6 protein-coding genes are annotated in these 23,878 nt (G+C 73.7%); 2 read left to right on the top strand and 4 right to left on the bottom strand.

All coding sequences use genetic code 11. From position 1 onward, the window contains the following. Nucleotides 1-93: 93 nt before the first annotated feature. Nucleotides 94-348 carry a phosphopantetheine-binding protein gene (locus JQN83_RS22510; RefSeq protein ID WP_088642125.1) on the top strand — a complete coding sequence of 85 codons (255 nt, stop codon included), beginning with the start codon at nt 94-96 and terminating at the stop codon, nt 346-348. A 66-nt stretch (nt 349-414) separates the two neighbouring features. Here the strand turns inward: JQN83_RS22510 and JQN83_RS22505 are convergent, their stop codons facing one another. Next, a complete protein-coding gene (locus JQN83_RS22505; protein ID WP_279632830.1) occupies nt 415-1,281 on the bottom strand; it encodes an aldo/keto reductase family oxidoreductase in 867 nt (288 codons plus the stop codon). A 121-nt stretch (nt 1,282-1,402) separates the two neighbouring features. Here JQN83_RS22505 and JQN83_RS22500 point away from each other — a divergent pair, with 121 nt between their 5' ends. Beyond that, nucleotides 1,403-1,846, top strand: coding sequence for a winged helix-turn-helix transcriptional regulator (locus JQN83_RS22500; protein ID WP_208569130.1), 444 nt, complete (start codon nt 1,403-1,405; stop codon nt 1,844-1,846). Nucleotides 1,847-1,938: 92 nt separating this feature from the next. Here the strand turns inward: JQN83_RS22500 and JQN83_RS22495 are convergent, their stop codons facing one another. From JQN83_RS22495 to JQN83_RS22485, 3 genes are read right to left on the bottom strand one after another with little or no spacing between them, the layout of a single operon-like run. Next, complete coding sequence (locus JQN83_RS22495; protein WP_208569129.1) at nt 1,939-2,844, bottom strand: proline iminopeptidase-family hydrolase; 906 nt, start codon at nt 2,842-2,844, stop codon at nt 1,939-1,941. Between the two features lie 23 nt (nt 2,845-2,867). Further along, nucleotides 2,868-19,049, bottom strand: coding sequence for a type I polyketide synthase (locus tag JQN83_RS22490; RefSeq protein WP_208569128.1), 16,182 nt, complete (start codon nt 19,047-19,049; stop codon nt 2,868-2,870). Between the two features lie 59 nt (nt 19,050-19,108). Next, entirely contained in the window at nt 19,109-23,869 is a 4,761-nt protein-coding gene (locus JQN83_RS22485) for a type I polyketide synthase (protein WP_208569127.1), read from the bottom strand. Nucleotides 23,870-23,878 lie beyond the last annotated feature (9 nt).

Raw genomic sequence — 23,878 nt, 5'->3', positions numbered from 1 at the left:
CGGGCCGGCCGGCGGCTGGGGAATTGTCGGGTCGTCAGCCCCCGTGGGGCGTTGTTAGCGTCTTCTCACCCTGCACCGGAAGGAATCGCGGACATGTGGGATCAACGGTTCGAGGCCATCCTGCGCCAGCACCTGCCCTTCCTCGACCCCGAGGAGACGCTGCTGGCCGGCACCAGCCTGCGCGACTCCGGCCTGGACTCCCTCGCCATGGTCGAACTGCTGGCCACCCTGGAGAGCGAGTACGACGTGCGCTTCGTCGACGAGGCGATGTCGATGGAGACGTTCGCCACCCCGCAGACGCTGTGGAGTGTGCTGACCGACATGCGTGGCGTGCCCGCTCCCGTGTGAGCGGCACCCGTTCCGGACAGTGCCCGTGACCGCATCTGGTCACGGGCACTTTTCGTGGTCCTCCGGTCAGCGTCCGATCGCGTCCAGTGCGGCGAGGTCGTCGGCGGTGAGCGTCAGCCCCGCCCCGGCGACGTTCTCCCGCAGGTGCGCCACCGACGAGGTGCCGGGGATGAGCAGGATGTTGGGTGAGCGCTGCAACAGCCAGGCCAGGGCGACGGCCATCGGCGTCGCGTCCCGGCGGGCGGCCACGGCCGACAGCGCCGCGGACTGCAACGGGCTGAACCCACCCAGCGGGAAGTACGGCACGTAGGCCACCCCCTGCCCGGCGAGCCGGTCGATCAGCGCGTCGTCCTGCCGGTACGCCAGGTTGTAGAGGTTCTGCACGCACACGATCGGGGCGATCGACTGTGCCTCGGTGACCTGCTCGGGTGTCACGTTGCTCACCCCCAGGTGCCGGATCAGGCCCTTGTGCTGGAGTGCGACGAGCGCCTCGAGCGGCTCGGCGAGGGAACCGGCCCGGGGCCCCGTGGCGTCACCGAGCCGGAGGTTGACCAGGTCCAGGGCCTCGACGCCGAGGTTCTCCAGGTTCTCCTCGACGGCCCGGCGAAGCTGCTCCGGCTCCCGCGCGGCAGGCCAGCCGCCCTGCGCGTCCCGGGTCGCGCCGACCTTGGTCACCAGGTGCAGCCCTTCGGGGTACGCGTGCAGGGCCTCGCGGATCAGCCGGTTGGTCACGTGCGGCCCGTAGGCGTCGCTGGTGTCGATGTGCGTGATGCCGAGGGCGACGACCTCCCGCAGGACGGCCAGTGCGGCGTCCGGGTCGGCGGGCGGTCCCATCACTCCGGGGCCGGCGAGTTGCATGGCGCCGTAGCCGAACCGGGTGACGGTCAGGTCGCCCAGCGTCCAGGTGCCGCCGGGCAGAGATCGGGTGAGCATGTGGTTACCTCGGCCTTTCGTGGTCAACGGAGTGGTACCCGACCACTATCGGTGAGGTAGCTTTCTGGGGGGAAGTAGGCACCTGAAAGTGCGTAGCACACCGACTGCGGGAGGACCGGCGATGACCACGAGGACGGCGGCCGAGCGCCGGGCGGAGACGGCGGTGGCGTACGACGCGTTCGTGGCGCAGTGTCCCAGCCGGGAGCTGCTCGCCCGGATCTCCGACAAGTGGGTCGCGCTGGTGCTGGCCGCGCTGCGCACCGACGGGTCGCACCGGTTCGGCGCGGACTGCGCCGGCACCCCCCGACCGATGCGGTACTCGGAGCTGTCCCGCCTGCTCGCCGGGGTCAGCCAGAAGATGCTCACCCAGACGCTGCGCACCCTGGAACGCGACGGCCTGGTCAGCCGTACCGCGACGGCGACCGTGCCGGTCACGGTCACCTACGAGCTGACCGACCTCGGCTTCTCCCTGCACGAGACGATGCGTGCCCTCAAGAGCTGGGCCGAAACGCATCTGGACGAGGTGCACGCCCACCGCGCGACGTACGACGCCCGGCCCACCTGAGCCGGACGCCCGCCCGACCGGACCGGCGGCCCGGGTCGGCCCGGGTCGGCCGGGCGTCGTCGAGCATGCGCCGCCGGTCGTCCCGGGCCGGTTCAGAGCTTGTCGAGGAACTGGGTGAGGACCTCGGTGAACCGCTCCGGGGTCTCCAGGTGGGGCAGGTGGCTGGCCCCCTCGATGATCTCCCAGTGGGCGCCGGGGACAAGGTCGTGGAAGGGGCGCACCGCGGCCGGGGTGACCTCGTCGTACTCGCCGCTGATGACCAGGGTCGGGGTGTCGATCTGCGGCAGCCGGTCGAGCAGGGAGTAGTCGCGCAGCGTACCGGTGATGTGGAACTCGCTGGGCCCGTTCATCGCGTGGTAGACGGTCGGATCGCCGTTGATCTCCATGAAGGTGGCCATCAGCTCCGGCGGCAGCGGCTTACGCCGGCACACGTGCCGCTGGTAGAAGACCATCATCGCGGCCGTGTACGCCTGGCTGCCGGTGGTGCCGGCGGCCTCGTGCCGGCGCAGCGTCGCGTCCACGCCGGGCGGCAGCGCGGCCCGCAGCACGTCCAGTTCCGGCAGCCACAGCGGGTACGACGCGGGCGCGTTGGCGATCACCACGCCGCGCAGCCCGGCGGGCCGGTCGGCGGCGTGGGCCGCCGCCAGCACCCCGCCCCAGGACTGCCCGAACAGCACGTACTCCTCGGCGATGCCGAGCCGGCGCAGCAGGTTGTCCAGTTCGGCGAGGAACAGCTCCACGGTCCAGAAGTCGGCGCCCCGGCCCCGCAGGTGGGTGGAGCCGCCGTTGCCGAGCTGGTCGTAGTGCACCACCGGCCGGCCGGAGCGGCTCAGCTCGGCCAGGTTGAGCAGGTAGTCGTGGGTGCTGCCGGGGCCGCCGTGCAGCACCACCAGCGGTGGCCGGTCGCCGTGCAGCTCGCCGGTCACCCGGTACCAGGTCCGGTGCTCGCCGAACTCGACGGTGCCCTTGGTGGTCGGTGCCAGTGTCATGTCGTCCACTCCCGCTGTCGTCACGGCGCGCGTCACTGCGCGATCCAGTCCCGTACCACCTCGGCGGTCGTGCCGACCTGACCCTCCATCATGGTGAAGTGGTCGCCGGGCACCTCCCGGAGCGTGTGCGGGGTTTCCCAGGTGGCCCGCCACCCGTCGTCGTCGCCGCCGGCCACGATGGACTCCTGCGGCCGGACGAAGAGCACCGGCGTGTCGATCGCCTCCACCGGGCAGCTCTGCAGCAGCCGGACGTAGCGGCCCATCGCCGACAGCCGGGCGCTGCTGAACTCGCCGAAGGTGGCCTCCCGGTCCAGCAGCGAGTCGAGCATGTGGGTGAAGAACGTCGCCGTGGTGCTGCCGGTGGTGAGGTAGGTGTCCAGCAGCACCACCCCGGCCGGGCCGTGCCCCTGCCGCTCCAGCTCACCGGCGGTGGCGTGGGCGAACAGGCCGCCGGAGGAGTATCCGACGATGACGTACGGCCCCTGCTCGGCGATCGGGCGGACCATCTCGGCGAAGACCCGTACCGCCGCGTCGGCGGAGGCGGGCAGGCTCTCGTCCCGGCCGAAACCGGGCACCGGCAGGGTCCACACGTCCCGGGTGCCACCGAACTCGGCGGTGAACCGGGCGTACTGCTGGTCGCCGCCGAGCGCCATCGGCGACGGGAAGCAGATGATCGCCGGCCCCTGGTCGCCCCGGGCGAGCCGGCGCGGGGCGGGGACCTGCGGCAGGTCGGCCGGCCCGTCGAAGGTGGGCCGGATGTCGGCCACCGCGTACAGCAGGGACAGGCCCTGCTGCACCCGGCCGCTCTTGACGGCGGTGCGGAACAGCGCGCTCATCGTGTCGGCGGCGGCGTCGGGCGTACCGGCCCGTTCCTCGGCCGGTGGCGCGGCCAGTTCGGTGCGCAGCAGCGCGGCGAGTTCGTCGACGCTGCCGTGGTCGAAGACCACCCCGGTGGCCAGCCGCAGCCCGGTCGCCTCGTTGAGGGCGTTGCGCAGCTCCATCGCGGTGAGCGAGTCGAAACCCAGCTCGACGAAGCGCAGCGCCGGGTCGAGGTCGTCGGGGCGGCCGTGCCCGAGCACGGTCGCGGCGCGCGAGCGCACCAGGTCCGCCAGCAGCGCCTGCTGGCCGTCGGCGTCCAGCCCGCCGAGGGTACGCCGCAGCGCCGCCGGGTCGGGTCGGGTCGTCCCCGGGGTGCTACGCCGGGCCGGGGTGACCAGGGCACGCAGGATCGGCGGCACCTCGTCCCCCGCCGGGGTGCGCAGGTCGGCCTTGACCGGGACGAGCACCGCCTCGGTACGGGCCAGCGCCGCGTCGAGCAGCGCCAGTCCCTCTGCGGCGGACACCGGTTGCACCCCGCCGCGCGACATCCGGGCCCGGTCGGTGCCGCCGAGGTCGTCGGCCATCCCGCCGCCGGCCCACGGCCCCCAGGCCAGGGACTGGGCGGGCAGCCCGGCGGCCCGGCGGGCGCTCGCCAGCGCGTCGAGGAAGGCGTTCGCCGCCGCGTAGTTGCCCTGCCCCGGGCCACCGAGCACGCCGGCCGCCGAGGAGAACAGCACGAACGCGGTGAGCCCCGCGTCCCGGGTCAGCTCGTGCAGGTGGGTGGCCGCGTCGACCTTGGGGCGCAGCACCGCGTCGAGGCGGTCCCGGGTCAGCGCCGGGATGATCCCGTCGTCGAGCACCCCGGCGGCGTGCACCACCCCGGTCAGCGGGTGCCCGGCGGGCACTGCGGCGAGCAGCCTGGCGACCGCGTCCCGGTCGGCCAGGTCGCAGGCGGCCACGGTGACCTCCGCCCCGCGGGCGGTGAGGTCGTCGCGCAGCGCGGCCATCCCGTCGGCGTCGGGGCCGCGCCGGCTGGCCAGCAGCAGGTGCCGCACCCCGTACGCGTCGACCAGGTGTCGGGCGACGAGCCGGCCGAGGGTGCCGCCGGCACCGGTGAGCAGCACGGTGCCACCGTCGGTGAAGGCGCTGCCGGGGGTGCCGTCGGGCCCGGCGGCGGGCACCAGCCGGGCGGCGTGCGCGACGCCCTCGCGGACCACCAGCTGCGGTTCGCCACCGGCCAGCGCCGCCGGGAGGAGCTGGGCGGACCCGTCGTGGTCGTCGAGGTCGACCAGGACGATCCGACCCGGGTTCTCCGACTGGGCGGACCGGACCAGACCCCAGGCCGCCGCGGCGGCAGGCTCGGTGACCCGGTCACCCTGCGCGCCGTGGGTGAGCACCAGCAGCCGGGACGACGCCAGCCGTTCGTCGGCGAGCCAACCCTGGAGCAGGGTGAGCAGTTGACCGGTGGTGTGCCGGGCACCGGCCGCGAGGTCCCGGGAGTCGGGTTGCACGCTGGCGACCAGCACCACGTCCGGTGCGGTCCCGCCCGCGTCGAGGGTGGCGGTGAGGGCGGTCAGGTCGGGGTGGGTCTCGGCGAGCAGGCCGACGGTGTCGAGCGCGGCGGCCACCTTGAACTCGTCGACGCCGACCAGTGCCCAGCGGCCGTCGGCCGGGGTGGTGGGCAGTGGCACCGGGGTCCAGTCGATCCGGTAGAGGTGTTCCTGCCGGCCGGTGCGGGCGGCGGCGAGCTGACCCGCGTCGATCTCCCGCAGCACCAGCGAGTCGACCCGGGCGACGGGTGCGCCGGTCTCGTCGGTGAGGGTGAGGGCGACCTCGTCGGGGCCCGCCGGGGTGACGGTGACCCGCAGCGCGGCGGCACCGGTGGCGTGGACGGTGATCCCGCTCCAGGAGAACGGGACGCCGGGCCGCCCCTCGCCCCGGCTCAGCCCGATGGCGTGCAGCGCCGCGTCGAACAGGGCCGGGTGCAGGTGGAACCGGTCGGCGTCGAGCACGTCGGCGGGGAGCGCGATCTCGGCGTACACCTCGTCACCGTGCCGCCAGGCGGCCCGCAGGCCCTGGAAGACCGGGCCGTAGACCAGTCCGGCGTCGGCCATCCGCTCGTAGAGCCCGTCGACGTCGACGGGGGTGGCGGCGGCCGGCGGCCAGGCGGTCGCCGGGGCGGCCGGTGGGTCGGCGGGTGCCGGGGTGAGCAGGCCGGTGGCGTGCCGGGTCCACGGTGCGTCCCGGTGCCGGGAGTAGACGGTGACCTGCCGGCCGCCGTCGTCGCCGGGCCCGCCGACGGCCACCTGCACCTGCACGCCGTCGTCGTCGGGGACGACCAGCGGGGCCTGGAGGGTGAGTTCGGCAAGCCGGCCGCAGCCGACCTGGTCCCCGGCCCGGAGGGCGAGTTCGACCAGCCCGGTGCCGGGCAGCACGATCGTGTCGCCCAACATGTGCTCGGCCAGCCACGGCTGGGTACGCCGGGACAGCAGTCCGGTGGCGATCAGCCCGTCGGTGTCGGGCAGGGTGGTGACGGCCGACAGCAGCGGGTGCTCGGCGTCGAGCAGCCCGGCGGCGGTGACGTCCCGCTCCGCCCCGGTGTCCTGCATCCAGTAGTGCTGGTGCTGGAAGGCGTAGGTGGGCAGGTCGACGGTCCGGCCGCCCGGGTTGACGGCCGCCCAGTCGAGGTCGACGCCGGTGGTCCACGCCTGCGCCATCCCGGTGGCGTAACCGGTGACCTGGTCCCGGTCGCGGCGCTGCAACGCGATGGTCACCGCGTCGTCGACGCTGTCGGCCACCATCGCGGTGAGCACACTGTCCGGCCCGATCTCCACGAACCGGGTGACACCCCGGGCGGCGAGCGCGGCGACCGCGTCGGCGAACCGCACGGTCCCCCGCACCTGACCCTGCCAGTACCCGACCGAACCCAACTCGTCGTCGGAGGCGAGATCACCGGTCGCGGTCGACACCAACGGAACGGTCGCCGGACTGGCGGTGACCGCGTCGACGACCTGCCCGTACTCCGCGAGCATCGGGTCCATCAGGTGCGAATGGAACGCATGCGACACCCGCAACCGACGCGTCTTCACCTCAAGCGACGCCTCCAACGCCGCAATCTGCTTCTCCGTGCCGGAGACAACCACCGCCCGGGGGCCGTTCACCGCCGCGACGTCGATGTCACCGAGGTCCAACTCCGCCAACGGGGCGGCGATCGCCAGCATCGCCCCACCGGTCGGAAGGGCCTGCATCAGACCACCACGGGCCGCGACGACCCGACACGCATCCGCCAGCGACCACACACCGGCCACGTGCGCGGCAGCCAACTCACCGATCGAATGACCGGCCACGAAATCCGGCTTGAGACCCCACGACTCCGCCAGACGGAACAGAGCCACCTCAACCGCGAACAGGGCCGGCTGCGTCCAGCCGGTCTGGTCCAGGACACCATCCGGGTCGGTGAACATCACCTCCCGCAGATCACCGTCGAGCAATGGCCCGAAGGCCGCACACACCTCGTCCAGGGCAGCAGCGAACACCGGGAAAGCCGCCGCCAACTCGCGACCCATGCCGACCCGCTGCGCACCCTGACCGGTGAACAGCACGGCGGTGCGACCGGTGGTGATCCGGCCGGACAGGCCGGCCCCGGTGGTCAGGGCCTCCAGGCCGGTGGCGAGGTCGTCGGCGGAACTGCCGAGGACGACACCCCGGTGGTCCAGGGCGGCCCGGCCGGCCGCCAGGGAGTGTCCGATGTCGACAGGTCGTTCGTCGGTGAGGAATTCGCGCAGGCGGGCCGCCTGGGCGGTGAGGCCGGCGGTGGAGCGGCTGCCCAGCGGCCAGAGCACCACGGCCGGTGCCGGCGTCGACTCGGGTGCCGCGACGGGCTGCGGGTACTCCTCGACGATGACGTGGGCGTTGGTGCCGCTGATGCCGAACGACGACACCGCCGCCCGACGCGGACGACCCTCGGCAGGCCACTCGACAGCCTCAGTAGCGAGCCGCACCTCACCCGCCGACCAGTCCACGTGCGGACTCGGCGCATCCACATGCAACGTCCGCGGCACCACCCCGTACCGCATCGCCAACACCATCTTCATCACACCCGCCACACCAGCAGCAGCCTGCGTATGACCCAGATTCGACTTCACCGAACCCAACCACAACGGCCGCTCCCGATCCCGACCGTACGTCGCCAGAATCGCCTGCGCCTCAATCGGATCACCAAGGGTGGTGCCCGTACCATGCGCCTCCACCACATCCACCTCAGCCGCCGACACCCGGGCATTCGCCAGAGCCTGCCGAATCACCCGCTGCTGAGCAGGACCATTCGGCGCGGTCAACCCATTCGACGCACCATCCTGATTCACCGCCGAACCCCGCACGAGACCGAGGACCGTGTGTCCGTGCCGACGGGCATCGGAGAGACGTTCCAGCACCAACACACCGACACCCTCGGACCAACCCGTCCCGTCGGCCGCCGCCGCAAACGGCTTACACCGACCATCAGGCGCCAACCCCCGCTGCCGCGAAAACTCCACAAACGTCTCCGGCGTCGCCATCACCGTCACCCCACCGGCCAACGCCAGATCACACTCACCCGACCGCAACGCCTGACCCGCCAGATGCATCGCCACCAACGACGACGAACACGCCGTGTCCACGGTGACGGCGGGGCCTTCGAGGCCGAGGGTGTAGGCGATCCGCCCGGAGACGACGCTGCCGGCGCTGTGCCCGGTCACGTAGTCGTGGTACATCAGGCCGGCGAAGACGCCGGTGGCGGAGCCGCGTACCGAGGAGGGGTCGATACCGGCCCGCTCGAACGCCTCCCAGGAGACCTCCAGCAGTTGCCGCTGCTGCGGGTCCATCAGCACGGCCTCGCGGGGTGAGATGCCGAAGAAGGCCGGGTCGAAGCCGGCCGCACCGGGCAGGAACCCACCCTGGTCGGCGTAGCTGGTGTCGGGGCGGACGCCGGTCGGGTCGTAGAGCCGGGCCAGGTCCCAACCCCGGTCGGTCGGGAAGCCGTCGATGGCGTCGACGCCGTCCGCGACGAGCCGCCACAGGTCCTCCGGCGAGGACACCCCGCCGGGGTAGCGGCAGGCCATCCCGACGATCGCCACCGGGTCGTCACCGATCGCGGTGGTGGCGGTCTGCCGGGCCTGCGGTACGTCGAGTGCGCCGATCAGCTCACCGTGCAGGAACTCGGCGAGGGCGACGGGCGTCGGGTAGTCGAAGATCAGGGTGGCCGGGAGCCGCAGGCCCGCCGCGGTGGAGAGCGCGTTGCGCAGCTCGACGGCGGTGAGCGAGTCGAAGCCGAGGCTCTGGAAGGTGCGGTCCGCCTCGACCGCGTCCGGCCCGGCGAGACCGAGCACGGCGGCGACGTGGGTGTGCACCAGGTGCCGGACGGCACCGGCGCGCTCCTGCTCCGGCAGGCCGGTCAACCAGTCGCCGCCCGACCGGTCGACGGTGCTGGCGGCGGTGGCCGTGCGCCGGGTCGGCCCGGTCAGGGCGCGCAGCACCGGGGGCAACCGGTCGCCGAGGGTACGCAGCGTCGGCACGTCGAGCCGGGCCGGGACGAGGGTGGCCGACCCGCCGGCTACCGCGGCGTCGAGCAGGGCCAACCCGTCGGCGGTGGACAACGGCAGCACCCCACCCCGGGACATCCGCTCGCGGTCGGTGTCGGCGAGTCCTTCGGTCATCGTGGAGCCTTCACCCCACAGTCCCCAGGCCAACGACACCCCTGGCAGCCCGGCGGCCCGCCGGGTGACCGCGAGCGCGTCGAGGTGGGCGTTCGCCGCCGCGTAGTTGCCCTGCCCCGGCGCACCCAGCACCCCGGACAGCGAGGAGAACAGCACGAACGCCGACAGGTCCCGACCCCGGGTCAGCTCGTCGAGCAGCGTCGCGGCGTCCACCTTGGGCCGCAGCACCGCCGAGACCCGGTCCGGGGTCAACGACGACACCACGCCGTCGTCGAGCACCCCGGCGGTGTGCACCACCGCCGACAGGTCCGGCACGTCGGCCAGGGCGGCGGTCAGCTGGTCACGGTCGGCCACGTCGCAGGCGACCAGGTCGACCCGGGCACCGGAACCGGTCAGTTCGGCGACGAGGTCGTCGGCGCCGGCCGCCGCCGTACCGCTGCGCGACAGCAGCAACAACCGGGACACCCCGTGTGCCGTGACCAGGTGCCGGGCCACCGCCGCACCGAGCGCACCTGTCGCACCGGTGACCAGCACCGTGCCGGTGCCGTAGAGCGGGGCGTCCGACGGCGTCACCGGCACGGGACGCCTGACGATCCGGGGCACCCGGACGAGGCCGTCGCGGATCGACACCTGCGGGTCGCCGGCAGCCAGGGCCGCCGGGAGGATGTCGTCGAGCCGGTCGGTGTCCGCGTCGACGAGGAGGATGCGGTCGGGGTTCTCCGCCTGCGCGGAGCGCAGCAGCCCCCAGACCGCCGCGCCCGCCAGGTCGGTCACGTCGTCACCGACGGCGTGCCGGGTCAGGACGACGAGCGGGGCGGGGTCCTCCCCGGCCAGCCAGCGCTGGGCGATCCCCAGCACCCGGTTCACCTCGGCGTGTACGTCGTCGGTGCCTCCGGCGCGCAGCACCACCAGCTCGGCCGCGCCGTCGGCGGTCGCCGTGCCACCACCCGGTAGGGCGGTCGGGGTGTGCCCGTCACCGGTTTCCCCGGCGGCGGTCGCGGAGGTGGCGTCGCCGGCACGGGCGGTGTCGGGGTGCCACGCCCAGGCGGGGGCGGTGGCCGTCGGGGTGACGGCGACGGGCTGCCAGTCGAGGCCGAACAGCGCGTCGGCGACGCCGGTCCCGGCGGTGACCTGCACCGGGCGGAGTACCAGCGACCGTACGGTGGCCACGGGTGCGCCGACCGCGTCGGCGACCGCGATCCGTACCCCGGTGCCGGCGGGGGTGAGCCGGACCCGGAGGCTGGTCGCGCCGGTGGCGTGCAGCGCCACCCCCGACCAGGCGAACGGCAGTCCCCGGGGGGTGTCGCCGTCGGCGCGGGTGAGGGCGTGCAGGCCGGCGTCGAAGAGGGCCGGGTGCAGGCCGTAGCCGTCGGTCTGCGTACCGTCGGGGAGGTCGACCTCGGCGAAGAGTTCGTCGCCGGCCCGCCAGGCGCGGCGCAGGCCCTGGAAGACCGGGCCGTAGTCGAGCCCGCCACTGGCGAGGTCGTCGTAGAGGCCGGCCAGCGGCAGCGGTTCGGCGTCGGCGGGGGGCCACGCGGTGAGCGCGACGCCGGGGGTGTCCCCGGGGGTGAGGACGCCGGTGGCGTGCCGGGTCCACGGGGCGTCGTCGCGGTCCCGGGAGTGCACCAGGACGGCGCGGCGGCCGGTCGGGTCGGGCGTCTCCACGGCTACCTGCACCTCGACGCTGCCGGCGGCGGGGACGACGAGCGGCGCGTGCAGGGTCAACTCGTCGAGCAGGCCGACGCCGACCTGGTCACCGGCGTGGATGGCGAGTTCGACCAGGCCGGTGCCGGGGAACACGACGGTGCCGCCGACGGCGTGGTCGGCCAGCCACGGGTGGGTGTGCAGCGACCAGCGGCCGGTGAAGACGACACCGTCGGTGTTGGCCAGCGGCACGGCGGCGTCGAGCAGCGGGTGGGTGGCGGCGAGCAGGCCGGCACCGACCAGGGCCGGGTCGTAGAGCCAGTAGTGCTGGCGTTGGAAGGCGTAGGTGGGCAGGTCGACCTGCCGGGCGGTGGGGTGGACGGCGGACCAGTCGAGGTCGACGCCGGTGGTCCACGCCTGCGCCATCCCGGTGGCGTAACCGGTGACCTGGTCCCGGTCCCGGCGCTGGAGCGCGATCGCTGCGGTGTCCTCGACGCAGTCGGCGACCATCGCGGTGAGCACACTGTCCGGCCCGATCTCCACGAACCGGGTCACCCCACGGGCGGCCAGCGCGGCGACCGCGTCGGCGAACCGGACCGTACCCCGCACCTGACCCTGCCAGTACCCGACCGAACCCAACTCGTCGTCGGAGGCGAGATCACCGGTCGCGGTCGACACCAACGGAACGGTCGCCGGGCTCGCAGTCACCCCGTCGACGACCTGCCCGTACTCCGCGAGCATCGGGTCCATCAGATGCGAATGGAACGCATGCGACACCCGCAACCGACGCGTCTTCACCTCAAGCGACGCCTCCAACGCCGTGATCTGCTCCTCCGTGCCGGAGACAACCACCGCACGGGGGCCGTTCACGGCCGCGACGTCGATTTCACCGAGATCCAACTCGGTCAGCGGCGCGGCGATCGCCAACATGGCCCCACCGGTCGGAAGGGCCTGCATCAGACCACCACGGGCCGCGACGACCCGACAGGCGTCCGCCAGCGACCACACCCCCGCGACATGCGCGGCAGCCAACTCACCGATCGAATGACCGGCCACGAAATCCGGCTTGAGACCCCACGACTCCGCCAGACGGAACAGGGCCACCTCAACCGCGAACAACGCCGGCTGCGTCCACCCCGTCTGATCCAGGACACCATCCGGGTCGGTGAACATCACCTCCCGCAGATCACCGTCGAGCAGCGGCCCGAAGGCGGCACACACCTCGTCCAGGGCAGCAGCGAACACCGGGAAGGCATCCGCCAACTCGCGACCCATCCCCACCCGCTGCGCACCCTGACCGGTGAACAGCACGGCGGTGCGTCCGGCGGTGAGGTGGCCGTGCACGCCGTGGCCGGCGGCGAGCGCGCGGAGACCGGCGACACCGTCCGCGACGGCCACGCCCCGGTGTTCCAGCGCCGCCCGGCCGGTGCCGAGGGTCAACGCGACGTCGGCGGGGTGCAGGTCGGCGTCGGTGAGGAAGTCGGCGAGGCGGGCCGCCTGGGCGGCGAGGCCGCTGGCGGAGCGGCCGGACACCGGCCAGAGCGACACCGGAGCGTCCGCCAGGGCGGTCACCGTCGTGGCGGCAGGTACGGTCGTCGGCGCGGCGGCGGGGGCCTGCTCCAGGATCAGGTGGGCGTTGGTGCCGCTGATGCCGAAGGACGACACCGCCGCCCGACGCGGACGACCCTCGGCAGGCCACTCGACAGCCTCAGTCGCGAGCCGCACCTCACCCGCCGACCAGTCCACGTGCGGACTCGGCGCATCCACATGCAACGTCCGCGGCACCACCCCGTACCGCATCGCCAACACCATCTTCATCACACCCGCCACACCGGCAGCAGCCTGCGTATGACCCAGATTCGACTTCACCGAACCCAACCAGAGTGGCCGCTCCCGATCCCGACCGTACGTCGCCAGAATCGCCTGCGCCTCAATCGGATCACCAAGGGTGGTGCCCGTACCATGCGCCTCCACCACATCCACCTCAGCCGCCGACACCCGGGCATTCGCCAGAGCCTGCCGAATCACCCGCTGCTGAGCAGGACCATTCGGCGCGGTCAACCCATTCGACGCACCATCCTGATTCACCGCCGAACCCCGCACGAGACCGAGGACCGTGTGTCCGTGCCGACGGGCATCGGAGAGACGTTCCAGCACCAACACACCGACACCCTCGGACCAACCCGTCCCGTCGGCCGCCGCCGCAAACGGCTTACACCGACCATCAGGCGCCAACCCCCGCTGCCGAGAAAACTCCACAAACGTCTCCGGCGTCGCCATCACCGTCACCCCACCGGCCAACGCCAGATCACACTCACCCGACCGCAACGCCTGACCCGCCAGATGCATCGCCACCAACGACGACGAACACGCCGTGTCGACCGACACCGCCGGCCCCTCCAAGCCGAACGTGTACGCCACCCGGCCGGTGACGATGCTGCCGGAGCTGTGCCCGGAGACGTAGTCGTGGTACATCACCCCGGCGAACACACCGGTGGACGAGCCGCGCAGGGTGCCCGGGTCGATGCCGGCCCGCTCGAACGCCTCCCAGGACGTCTCCAGCAGCAACCGTTGCTGCGGGTCCATGATCACCGCTTCGCGGGGGGAGATGCCGAAGAAGACCGGGTCGAACTGGGCGGCGTCGGTGAGGAACCCGCCCTTGTCCACGTACGTGGTGTCGGGGCGGGTGCTCGTCGGGTCGTAGAGCCGGGCCAGGTCCCAGCCCCGGTCGGTCGGGAAGCCGTCGACCGCGTCGGCGCCCTCGGCGACGAGCCGCCACAGGTCCTCCGGCGAGGTGATACCGCCGGGGTAGCGGCAGGCCATCCCGACGATCGCCACCGGTTCGTCGGCGACGGTCGTGGTGACCTTCTGCACGGTGTCGGCGTCGTCCGGGCCGGCGATCTCGCTGAGCAGGTGCCGGGCCAGGTCACGCGGGGACGGGTAGTCGAAGATCAGGGTGGCGGGCAGCCGCAGGCCGGTGCTGACGGCGAGCCCGTTGCGCAGTTCCACGGCCGTGAGCGAGTCGAAGCCCAGCTCCTGGAACGCGCGGCCGGCGTCGATCCGCTCGGCGGAGGCGTGCCCGAGCACCGTGGCCACCTGGCTGAGGACCAGGGCGGTCGCGGCGCGCTCACGCTCCTCGGTGGAGAGCACGGCGAGGTCCGCCGCCCAGCCGGTCGCGGCACCCCCCGTGGCGGCGCGGGCGGCCGTGCGCCGGGCCGGGCGGACCAGACCGTGGAACGGCAACGGCAGGTCGTCGCCGAGGGCACGCAGGGCGGCCAGGTCGAGCCGGGCCGGCACCGCAGTCGGGTACGGGTTGGCGACGCCCGCGTCGAGCAGGGCCAACCCGTCGGCGGTGGCCAACGGCAGCACCCCACCCCGGGACATCCGCTCCCGGTCGGCGTCGGCGAGCCGGTCGGTCATCGCCGAACCCTCACCCCACAACCCCCACGCCAACGACACCGCCGGCAACCCGGCCACCCGACGGGACACCGCCAATGCGTCCAGGAACGCGTTCGCCGCCGCGTAGTTGCCCTGCCCCGGCGCACCCAGCACCCCGGACAGCGAGGAGAACAGCACGAACGCCGACAGGTCCCGACCCCGGGTCAGCTCGTCGAGCAGCCACGCCGCATCCACCTTGGGGCGCAGCACCGCGGAGAGTCGGGCGGCGGACAGCGACGACACCACGCCGTCGTCCAGCACCCCGGCGGTGTGCACCACCGCCGACAGGTCGGGGTGACCGTCGACCAGGGCGGTGACCTGGGCCCGGTCGGCCACGTCGGCGGCGACCAGCTCGACCTGCGCACCGGCCCCGGTCAGCTCCGCGACCAGGTCGTCGGCACCCGGCGCGGCGGGGCCCCGACGGGACACCAGCAGCAGCCGGGTCACCCCGTGCGTCGTCACCAGGTGCCGGGCCACCGCCGCGCCGAGCGCACCTGTCGCACCGGTGACCAGCACCGTGCCGGTGCCGTAGAGCGGGGCGTCCGGGACGGACGGTTCGATGATCTGCCGGGTGAGCCGGGGCACCGAGACGACACCGTCGCGGACCCGTACCTGCGGTTCACCGGTCGCCACCGCCACGGTGAGGGAGCCGGCCACGTCCGCGTCCGGGTCGGTGTCGACCAGCAGCAGCCGGTCGGGGTTCTCGGCCTGCGCGGAGCGGAGCAACCCCCACACGGCCGCCCCGGTCGGGTCGGTCCCGTCGTCGCCGACGGCGCGGCGGGTGAGCACCGCCAGCCGGTGGGTGTCGGGGCCGGCCAGCCACTCCTGCACCAGGCCGAGCACCCGGTTCACCTCGTCGTGCACCGCCTCCGGGCCGGTGACGTCCCCGGCACCACCGGCGGTCAGCACGAGCAGCTCGGGGGTGGACGTCGCCGGCACCTGGGCGCCGGCGTCGGCGGCAGGGGCTGCCCGGCCCGCCGGGTCGGCGGGGACCGGTGCGGTGCCGGTGGCCGGGACAGCCGGGTGGTAGGCCCAGTGCGGGGTGGGCGTGGCCGTGGGGGTGCCGATCTCCTGCCAGGTCAGGTCGAACAGCGCGTCGGTGACCCCGCCGGGGCGGGTGACCTGGACGGGCCGCAGCACCAGCGAGTCGACGGTGGCGACGGGGGCACCGACGGCGTCGGCGACCGCCACCCGTACCCCGGAGCCGACCGGGGTGAGCCGGACCCGGACGCCGGCCGCGCCGGTGGCGTGCAGGGTGAGACCGGACCAGGCGAACGGCAACCCCCGGAAGGTGTCACCGTCGGCGAAGCCGAGGGCGTGCAGGCCGGCGTCGAGCACGGCGGGGTGCAGGCCGAACCCGTCGGCGTCCACCCCCTCCGGCAGGGCGACCTCGGCAAAGAACTCGTCGCCGCTCCGCCAGACCCGGCGCAGGCCCCGGAACACCGGGCCGTAGACCAGGCCGCCCGTCGCCAGGTGGTGGTAGAGGTCGTCGGTGGGCACCGCTTCCGCACCGGCGGGCGGCCACTCGGTGAGGGCGGTCCCGGTGGTACGCCGACCGGCGGCGAGCACCCCGCTGGCGTGCCGGGTCCACGGGGCGTCGGTGTCGGCGCTGCGGGCGTACACCTGGAGGGTGCGGGTGTGGCCGGTGTCGGCGGGGCCGACGACGACCTGGAGCTGCACGCCGCCGCGTTCGGGCAGCACCAGCGGGGCTTCGATGGTGAGTTCGTCGACGGTTTCGGCACCGACCTGCGCGCCGGCGTGCAGGGCGAGGTCGACGTAGCCGGTGCCGGGGAAGACCACCGCGCCGGCCACCGCGTGGTCGGCGAGCCACGGGTGCCGGTCGAGGGAGAGCCGGCCGGTGAGGACGGCCCCGTCGGCGTTGGCGAGGGTGACGGCCGCGCCGAGCAGCGGGTGGTCGGCGGAGTCCAGCCCCATCGCGGTGGCGTCACCGGGGTCGGCCGGGGCGTCCAGCCAGAAGCGTTGGTGTTGGAAGGCGTAGGTGGGCAGGTCGACGGTCCGGCCGCCGGGGTTGACGGCCGCCCAGTCGAGGTCGACGCCGCTGATCCAGGCCTGCGCCATCCCGGCCGCGTACGCCTCGACCTGCTCACGCTTGCGGCGTTGGAGGGCGATGGCGGTGGCGTCCTCGACGCAGTCGGCGACCATCGCGGTCAGCACACTGTCCGGCCCGATCTCCACGAACCGGGTCACCCCACGGGCCGCCAGCGCGGCCACCGCGTCGGCGAACCGGACCGTGCCCCGCACCTGACCCTGCCAGTATTCGACCGAGCTGAGTTCGGCATCGGTGGCGAGATCACCGGTGGCGGTCGACACCAACGGAACGGTTGCCGAACTGGCGGTGACCCCGTCGACGACCTGCCCGTACTCCGCGAGCATCGGGTCCATCAGGTGCGAATGGAACGCATGCGACACCCGCAACCGACGCGTCTTCACCTCAAGCGACGCCTCCAACGCCGCAATCTGCTCCTCCGTGCCGGACACGACCACCGCCCGGGGACCGTTCACCGCCGCGACGTCCACGTCACCGAGATCCAGCTCTTCGAGCGGGGCGGCGATCGCCAACATGGCCCCACCGGCCGGAAGGGCCTGCATCAGACCACCCCGGGCCGCGACGACCCGGCAGGCGTCCGCCAGCGACCAGACACCCGCGACATGCGCGGCAGCCAACTCACCGATCGAATGACCGGCCACGAAATCCGGCTTCAACCCCCACGACTCCGCCAGACGGAACAGGGCGACCTCGACCGCGAACAGGGCCGGCTGCGTCCACCCCGTCTGATCCAACACACCATCCGGGTCGGTGAACATCACCTCCCGCAGATCACCGTCGAGCAATGGCCCGAAGGCCGCACACACCTCGTCCAGGGCAGCAGCGAACACCGGGAAAGCCGCCGCCAACTCGCGACCCATCCCGACCCGCTGCGCGCCCTGACCGGTGAACAGCACCGCCGTACGACCGGCGACGGTCCGACCCGACAGGCCACCGCCGGCGGCCAGGGTCTCCAGGCCGGCCACGTCGTCACCGAGCACCACACCCCGGTACGCCCCGGCGGCCCGGGTGGTGCCCAGCGAGAACCCGACGTCGACCGGACGCTCGTCGGTGAGGAACTCCCGCAGCCGATCGGCCTGCCCGGCGAGCGCCGCCGCCGACCGGCCGGACAGCGGCCAGAGCACCACCGGCGGCTCGGCGGTCTCGTCCGACGCGACGGTCTCCGCCGGGGGTGCCTGCTCCAGGATCACGTGCCCGTTGGTGCCGCTCACCCCGAACGACGACACCCCGCCCCGGCGCGGCTGGCCGTGGTCGGGCCACTGCCGCGCCTCGGTCAGCAGCTGCACGGTGCCGGCGGACCAGTCGACGTGGGTGGACGGCTCCCCCACGTGCAGGCTCTTGGGCAGGACGCCGTTGTGCAGCGCCATCACCATCTTGATCACACCGCTGACGGCGGCGGCGGCCTGGGCGTGGCCGATGTTCGACTTGACCGAGCCGAGCCAGAGCGGCCGGTCGGCCGGCCGGTCGCGCCCGTACGTGGCGATCAGCGCCTCCGCCTCGATCGGGTCACCGAGGGTGGTGCCGGTGCCGTGCGCCTCGATCAGGTCGACGTCGCTGGAGGTGAGGCCGGCGTTGGCGAGCGCCTGGAGGATGACCCGCTGCTGCGCCACCCCGTTGGGGGCGGTCAGGCCGTTGGACGCGCCGTCCTGGTTGATCGCAGAACCCCGGATGACGGCGAGCACCCGGTGGCCGTTGCGTTGGGCGTCGGAGAGGCGTTCCAGCAGCAGCATGCCGACGCCCTCACCCCAGCCGGTGCCGTCGGCGTCGTCGGAGAACGGCTTGCAGCGGCCGTCGGAGGCGAGCCCCCGCTGCCGGCTGAACGCGACGAACGCGCCGGGCGTCGACATGACGGTGACGCCACCGGCCAGGGCCAGCCCGCACTCCCGTTGCCGCAGCGCGTGCGCGGCGAGGTGCAGCGCGACGAGCGACGACGAGCAGGCGGTGTTGACGGTGACGGCCGGCCCCTCCAACCCCAGGCTGTACGCGACCCGACCGGAGATGACCGCCCCGGAGCTGCCGGTGCTCATGTACGCCTCGACCGGTTCGGGCAGCACGGTGAGCCGGTCCCAGTAGTCCTGGCCACCGCAGCCGACGAAGACACCGACCGGGCCGCCGCGCAACGTGTCGGGGTTGATGCCGGCCCGCTCGCACGCCTCCCAGCTCGCCTCCAGCACCAGCCGCTGCTGCGGGTCCATCGCCAGCGCCTCGCGGGGCGAGATGCCGAAGAACTCGGCGTCGAACTCGTCGGCGTCGTGGACGAACCCACCCTGCTGGACGTAGCTGCTGCCGGCGGTGTCCGGGTCGGCGTCGTAGAGGGCGGCGGTGTCCCAGCCCCGGTCGGTGGGGAACTCACCGATGGCGTCGACGCCGTCGGCGACCAGCCGCCACAGGTCCTCGGGTGAGTTGACCCCACCCGGGTAGCGGCAGGCCATGCCGACGATCGCGATCGGGTCCTGCTCCTGCGACTCGACCTCGCGCAGCCGCTCCCGGGTGCGGTGCAGATCGGCGGTGACCCGCTTCAGGTACTCGAGGAGCTTCTCTTCGTTCGCCATCCGAACCTCACCAAACTCGTTGCCAGCGGGACACGTTGCTCCGGGAGCGCGGTGGCGGCTCAGGTCATGCCGAGTTCCTTGTCGATCAGGTCGAACACGTCGTCGGCGGAGGCCGTTTCGAGCCGGTCGACGAGGGTGGTGCCGGTGGTGGTGCTGAGGGTTTCGTTGAGTTTCGCCAGCAGCGACTGGAGCCGGGCGGTGACCCGGTTGCGTTCGATCTCCTCCGGCGTCAGGCCGGCCACGGTGACCTCCAGCCGGTCCAGCTCGGCGAGCAGGCCGCCGGCGGTGTCACCGGTGTAGCCGAGTTCGGCCCGGAGCTGGTCGGCCAGGGCGGTCGGGTTGGGGTGGTCGAACACCAGGGTGGCGGAGAGCCGTACGCCGGTGGCGGCGCTGAGCCGGTTGCGCAGCTCGACGGCGGTCACCGAGTCCATGCCGAGTTCCTTGAACGCGCGCTGCGGCTCGACCAGTTCGGCGTCGCCGTAGCCGAGGACGGCGGCCACGTTGCTGCGGACGGTCTCCAGCAGCAGGGCGCGCTGCTCGGCCTCGGGCAGGGTGCCGAGCCGGTCGGCGAGCGCCGAAGACGCCCCCGTTTCGGTGGTCTCGGCGGCCTCGGGGGCGGCGTCGGGGAGTTCGGCCAGCAGCGGCCGGGGCCGGGCCAGGGTGTAGATGGGGGCGAACCGGGCCCAGTCGACGTCGGCGACGACGAGGTGGCTCTCGTCGTGGTCGAGTGCCTGCCCGAGCGCGTCGACGGCGAGCCGGGGGTCCATCACGCCGACGCCGAGCCGGTCGAGGTGTGCCCCGACCTCGCCGCCGGCCATGCCACCGCCGCCGCCCCAGCTGCCCCAGGCGACCGAGGTGGCGACCGCACCCCGGGTCCGCCGCCGGTGCGCCAGCGCATCGAGGTACGCGTTGGCCGTGGCGTACCCGGCCTGACCGGCGCTGCCCCACACCGCCGCACCGGAGGAGAACAGCACGAACGCGTCCAGCGGCCGGTCGGCCAGCAACGCGTCGAGGTGCACCGCGCCGAGCACCTTCGCCCGGCACACGTCGGCGAAGTCGTCGAGGCCGGTCTGCCCCAACGGCACCTCGGGGTGCAGCACCCCGGCGGCGTGGAACACGGCGGTCAGCCCGTCACCGAGGTCGGCCAGGAGCGCGGCGACCGCGTCCCGGTCCGCCACGTCGAGGGCGACGACCTCGACACCCGGGTGCCGGGCCATCAGCTCGGCCGCGCCGGGGGCGGTCGGGCCGCGCCGGCTGGCCAGCACCACCCGCTGCGCGCCGTTGCCGACCAGCCATTCGGTGACGTGCCCGCCGACCCCGCCGGTGCCGCCGGTGACCAGGACGGTGCCGGTGGGCGTGTAGCGCCGTTCGGGCGCCCGGGTCGCCGGGTGGCGGATCATCCGGCGGGCCAGCGTGCCGGCCGCCCGCAACGCCACCTGGTCCTCGCCGCCGCCGGTCAGCACGTCGGCGAGCCGGTCGACGGTCTGCGGCGTCCACCCGGCGGGCAGGTCGACCAGGCCGCCCCACCAGCCGGGGTAGTCGAGGGAGAGCACCGTGCCCAGGCCCCACAGGGCGCCCTGGGCCGGGTCGGCGACCGGCTCGAACCGGTCCACCCCGACCCCACCGGCGGTGACGCACCAGAGCCGGCCGCTGAAGTCGGACGCGGCCAGCGCGTGCACCAGCGACACGGTGGCGGTGATCCCGGCGGACAGGCCGACGCCCAGCGGGTCGGGGCCGTCGTCCAGGGCGAGCAGGGAGAGCACCCCGGCGGGGGCCTCCCGACCGGCGTGGTCGGTGCCGGTGACGGTGACCACCTCGGCGCCCCGGGCGGTCAGACCGTCGGCGAGCGTACGCAGCCGCTCGTCGTCGGCCAGCGTCGCCGGGGCGACCACCCACCACACGCCGCTGAGCTGCCCGCCGGTGGGCACCTCGGTCGGCCGCCACACCACCCGGTACCGCCAGCCGTCCACGGTGGCGACGTCGCGCTGCCGGGACCGCCACGACGTCAGGCCGGGCAGCACCTCCCCGACGAGTGCGGTGTCGACGCCGAGGCCGTCGGCGAGCAGGTCGACGTCGGCGCGTTCCACCGCGTCCCAGAACCCGGCGTCGGTGCCGCCGCCGGTCGGGGCGGTGACGGTCGGCGCGATCCAGTAACGCTCGTGCTGGAAGGCGTAGGTGGGCAGGTCCACCCGGCGGGTGCCGGGCAGGGCGACGGCCCAGTCCACGTCGACGCCACGCACGTGCAGCTCGGCCAGGGAGGTGAGCAGCCGGTCCAGGCCGCCGTCGTCGCGACGCAGGGTGCCGGTGACCACCGTCGGGCGGTCCGCCGACTCCAGCGTCTCCTGCATCCCCATGCCGAGCACCGGGTGCGGGCTGACCTCCACGAACCCGGTCCAGCCCTGCCCGGCGAGAGAGCGGATCGCCGGGTCGAACCGAACCGTGTTGCGGAGGTTGTCATACCAGTAGCGGGCGTCGAGGGTGGCGGTGTCCACCCAGTCGCCGGTGACGGTGGAGAGCATCCGGATCGTCCCGGTCTTCGGGTTGATCGGGGCCAGGTCCTCCAGCAGCCGGTGTTCCAGCAGCTCCACCTGCGCGGAGTGCGAGGCGTAGTCGACGGCGACCTGCTTGGCCCGGATCCCCTCCCCGGTGAGCTCGGCGATGAGTTCCCGCAGCGCCTCCGGGGTGCCGGAGACCACCACCGAACCCGCGCCGTTGACCACGGCGAGGGAGATGTCGCCCGCCCACCGGGCGATCCGCTCCTGCGCCCGGTCGGCGGGCAGCCCGACCGAGACCATGCCGCCCCGGCCGGCCAGCTTCTCGCCGATGGCCCGGCTGCGCAGGGCCACCACCCGCGCCCCGTCGGCCAGGGAGAGTCCGCCGGCCACGCAGGCGGCGGCGATCTCACCCTGCGAGTGGCCGACCACCGCGTCGGGTTCGACGCCGTAGCTGCGCCAGGTGGCGGCGAGGGAGACCATCATCGCCCACAGGGCGGGCTGGACCACGTCCACCCACTCCAGGGAAGGTGCGCCGGGCACCCCCCGGACCACGTCCAGCAGGTCCCAGTCGACGTACGCGCGCAGCTCGGCGGCGCAGCGGCCCATCTGTTCGGCGAAGACCGGCGAGGAGTCCAGCAGCGCGGCGGCCATGCCGACCCACTGGGCGCCCTGGCCGGGGAAGACGAACACGACCCGACCGGCGGCGTCGGCGGTGCCGGTGACCGCGGTCGCGGCGGGCAACCCGTCGACGACCGCGCCGAGCGCGGTCCGCAGCTGCGGCAGGTCACCGCCGAGCACCACGGCCCGGTGGTCGAGCCGGGCCCGACCGGCCAGCGTCCGCCCCACGGCAGCCGGGTCGGCCGGTACGGCGTCCAGGTGCGACAGCAGCCGCCGCGCCTGGGCCCGCAGCGCCCGGTCGGTATGCCCGGACAGCACCCACGGCAGCACCGCCGGGGTGGTGGGCTGCTCGTCCTCCTCGGCCGGGGCCACCTCTTCGAGCACGACGTGGGCGTTGGTGCCGCTGATGCCGAACGAGGAGACCGCGCAGCGGCGGGCGTGGCCGGTCTGCGGCCACTCCACCGGCTCGGTGAGCAGCTTGACGGTCCCGGACGACCAGTCGATCTCACCGCTGGGCTCATCGACGTGCAGGGTGCGGGGCAGCACCCCGTGCCGCATCGCCTGCACCATTTTGATCACCCCGCCGACACCGGCGGCGGCCTGCGAGTGGCCGATGTTGGACTTCAGCGAGCCGAGCCACAGTGGCCGGTCGGCGGGCCGGTCCCGGCCGTACGTGGCGAACAGCGCCTGTGCCTCGATCGGGTCGCCGAGCCGGGTGCCGGTGCCATGCGCCTCGACCGCGTCGATCTCCTGACCGGCGAGCCGGGCGTTGGCCAGCGCGGCCCGGATGACCCGACGCTGGGAGGGACCGTTGGGGGCGGTGAGGCCGTTGGACGCACCGTCCTGGTTGATCGCGGAGCCCCGGATGACGGCGAGCACCGGGTGCCCGTTGCGGCGGGCGTCGGAGAGCCGTTCCAGCACCAGCGACCCGGCGCCCTCGGCCCAGCCGGTGCCGTCGGCGGCGGCGGCGAACGACTTGCACCGGCCGTCGAAGGACAGCGCCCGCTGCCGGGAGAACTCGACGAACGCGTCGGGGGTGCCGATCACGGTGACCCCACCGGCGACGGCGAGCGACGACTCCCCGGAGCGCAGCGACTGGCAGGCCCAGTGCAGGGCGACCAGCGACGACGAGCAGCCGGTGTCGACGGTGACCGCCGGCCCCTCCAGCCCGAGGGTGTACGACAGCCGGCCGGACACGATGCTGCCGGCGCCCCAACTGTTCGGGTAGTCGTGGTAGACGACGCCGGTGAACACGGCGGTGGGGCTGCCCTTGAGCGACAGCGGGTCGATGCCGGCCCGTTCCAACGCCTCCCAGGACGTCTCCAGGAACAGCCGCTGCTGCGGGTCCATCTCGGCGGCCTCGCGGGGCGAGATGCCGAAGAAGGTCGGGTCGAAGTCGGCGGCCCCATAGAGGAATCCGCCGTCGCGGGTGTAGCTGGTGCCGGGGTGGTCCGGGTCAGGGTCGTAGAGCCGGTCGAGGTCCCAGCCCCGGTCGGTGGGCATGCCGGAGATCGCGTCGGTGCCGGCCGCGACGAGGTCCCACAGGGCCTCGGGCGAGTCGACGCCACCGGGGTAGCGGCAGCCCATGCCGACGATGGCGATCGGTTCGGCGGCGCGCTCCTCGATGTCGCGGAGCCGCTCGCTGGTCTCGTGCAGGTCGGCCGTGACCCGCCGCAGGTAGTCACGAAGCTTCTGTTCGTTGGACATCAGGAACCC

Origin of the sequence: Micromonospora antibiotica, from assembly GCF_017599305.1 — a bacterium.
Taxonomy (GTDB): Bacteria; Actinomycetota; Actinomycetes; order Mycobacteriales; family Micromonosporaceae; genus Micromonospora; species Micromonospora antibiotica.
Note: the sequence above shows the minus strand (reverse complement) of the source record. Positions and strands in the feature narration are given on the sequence as shown.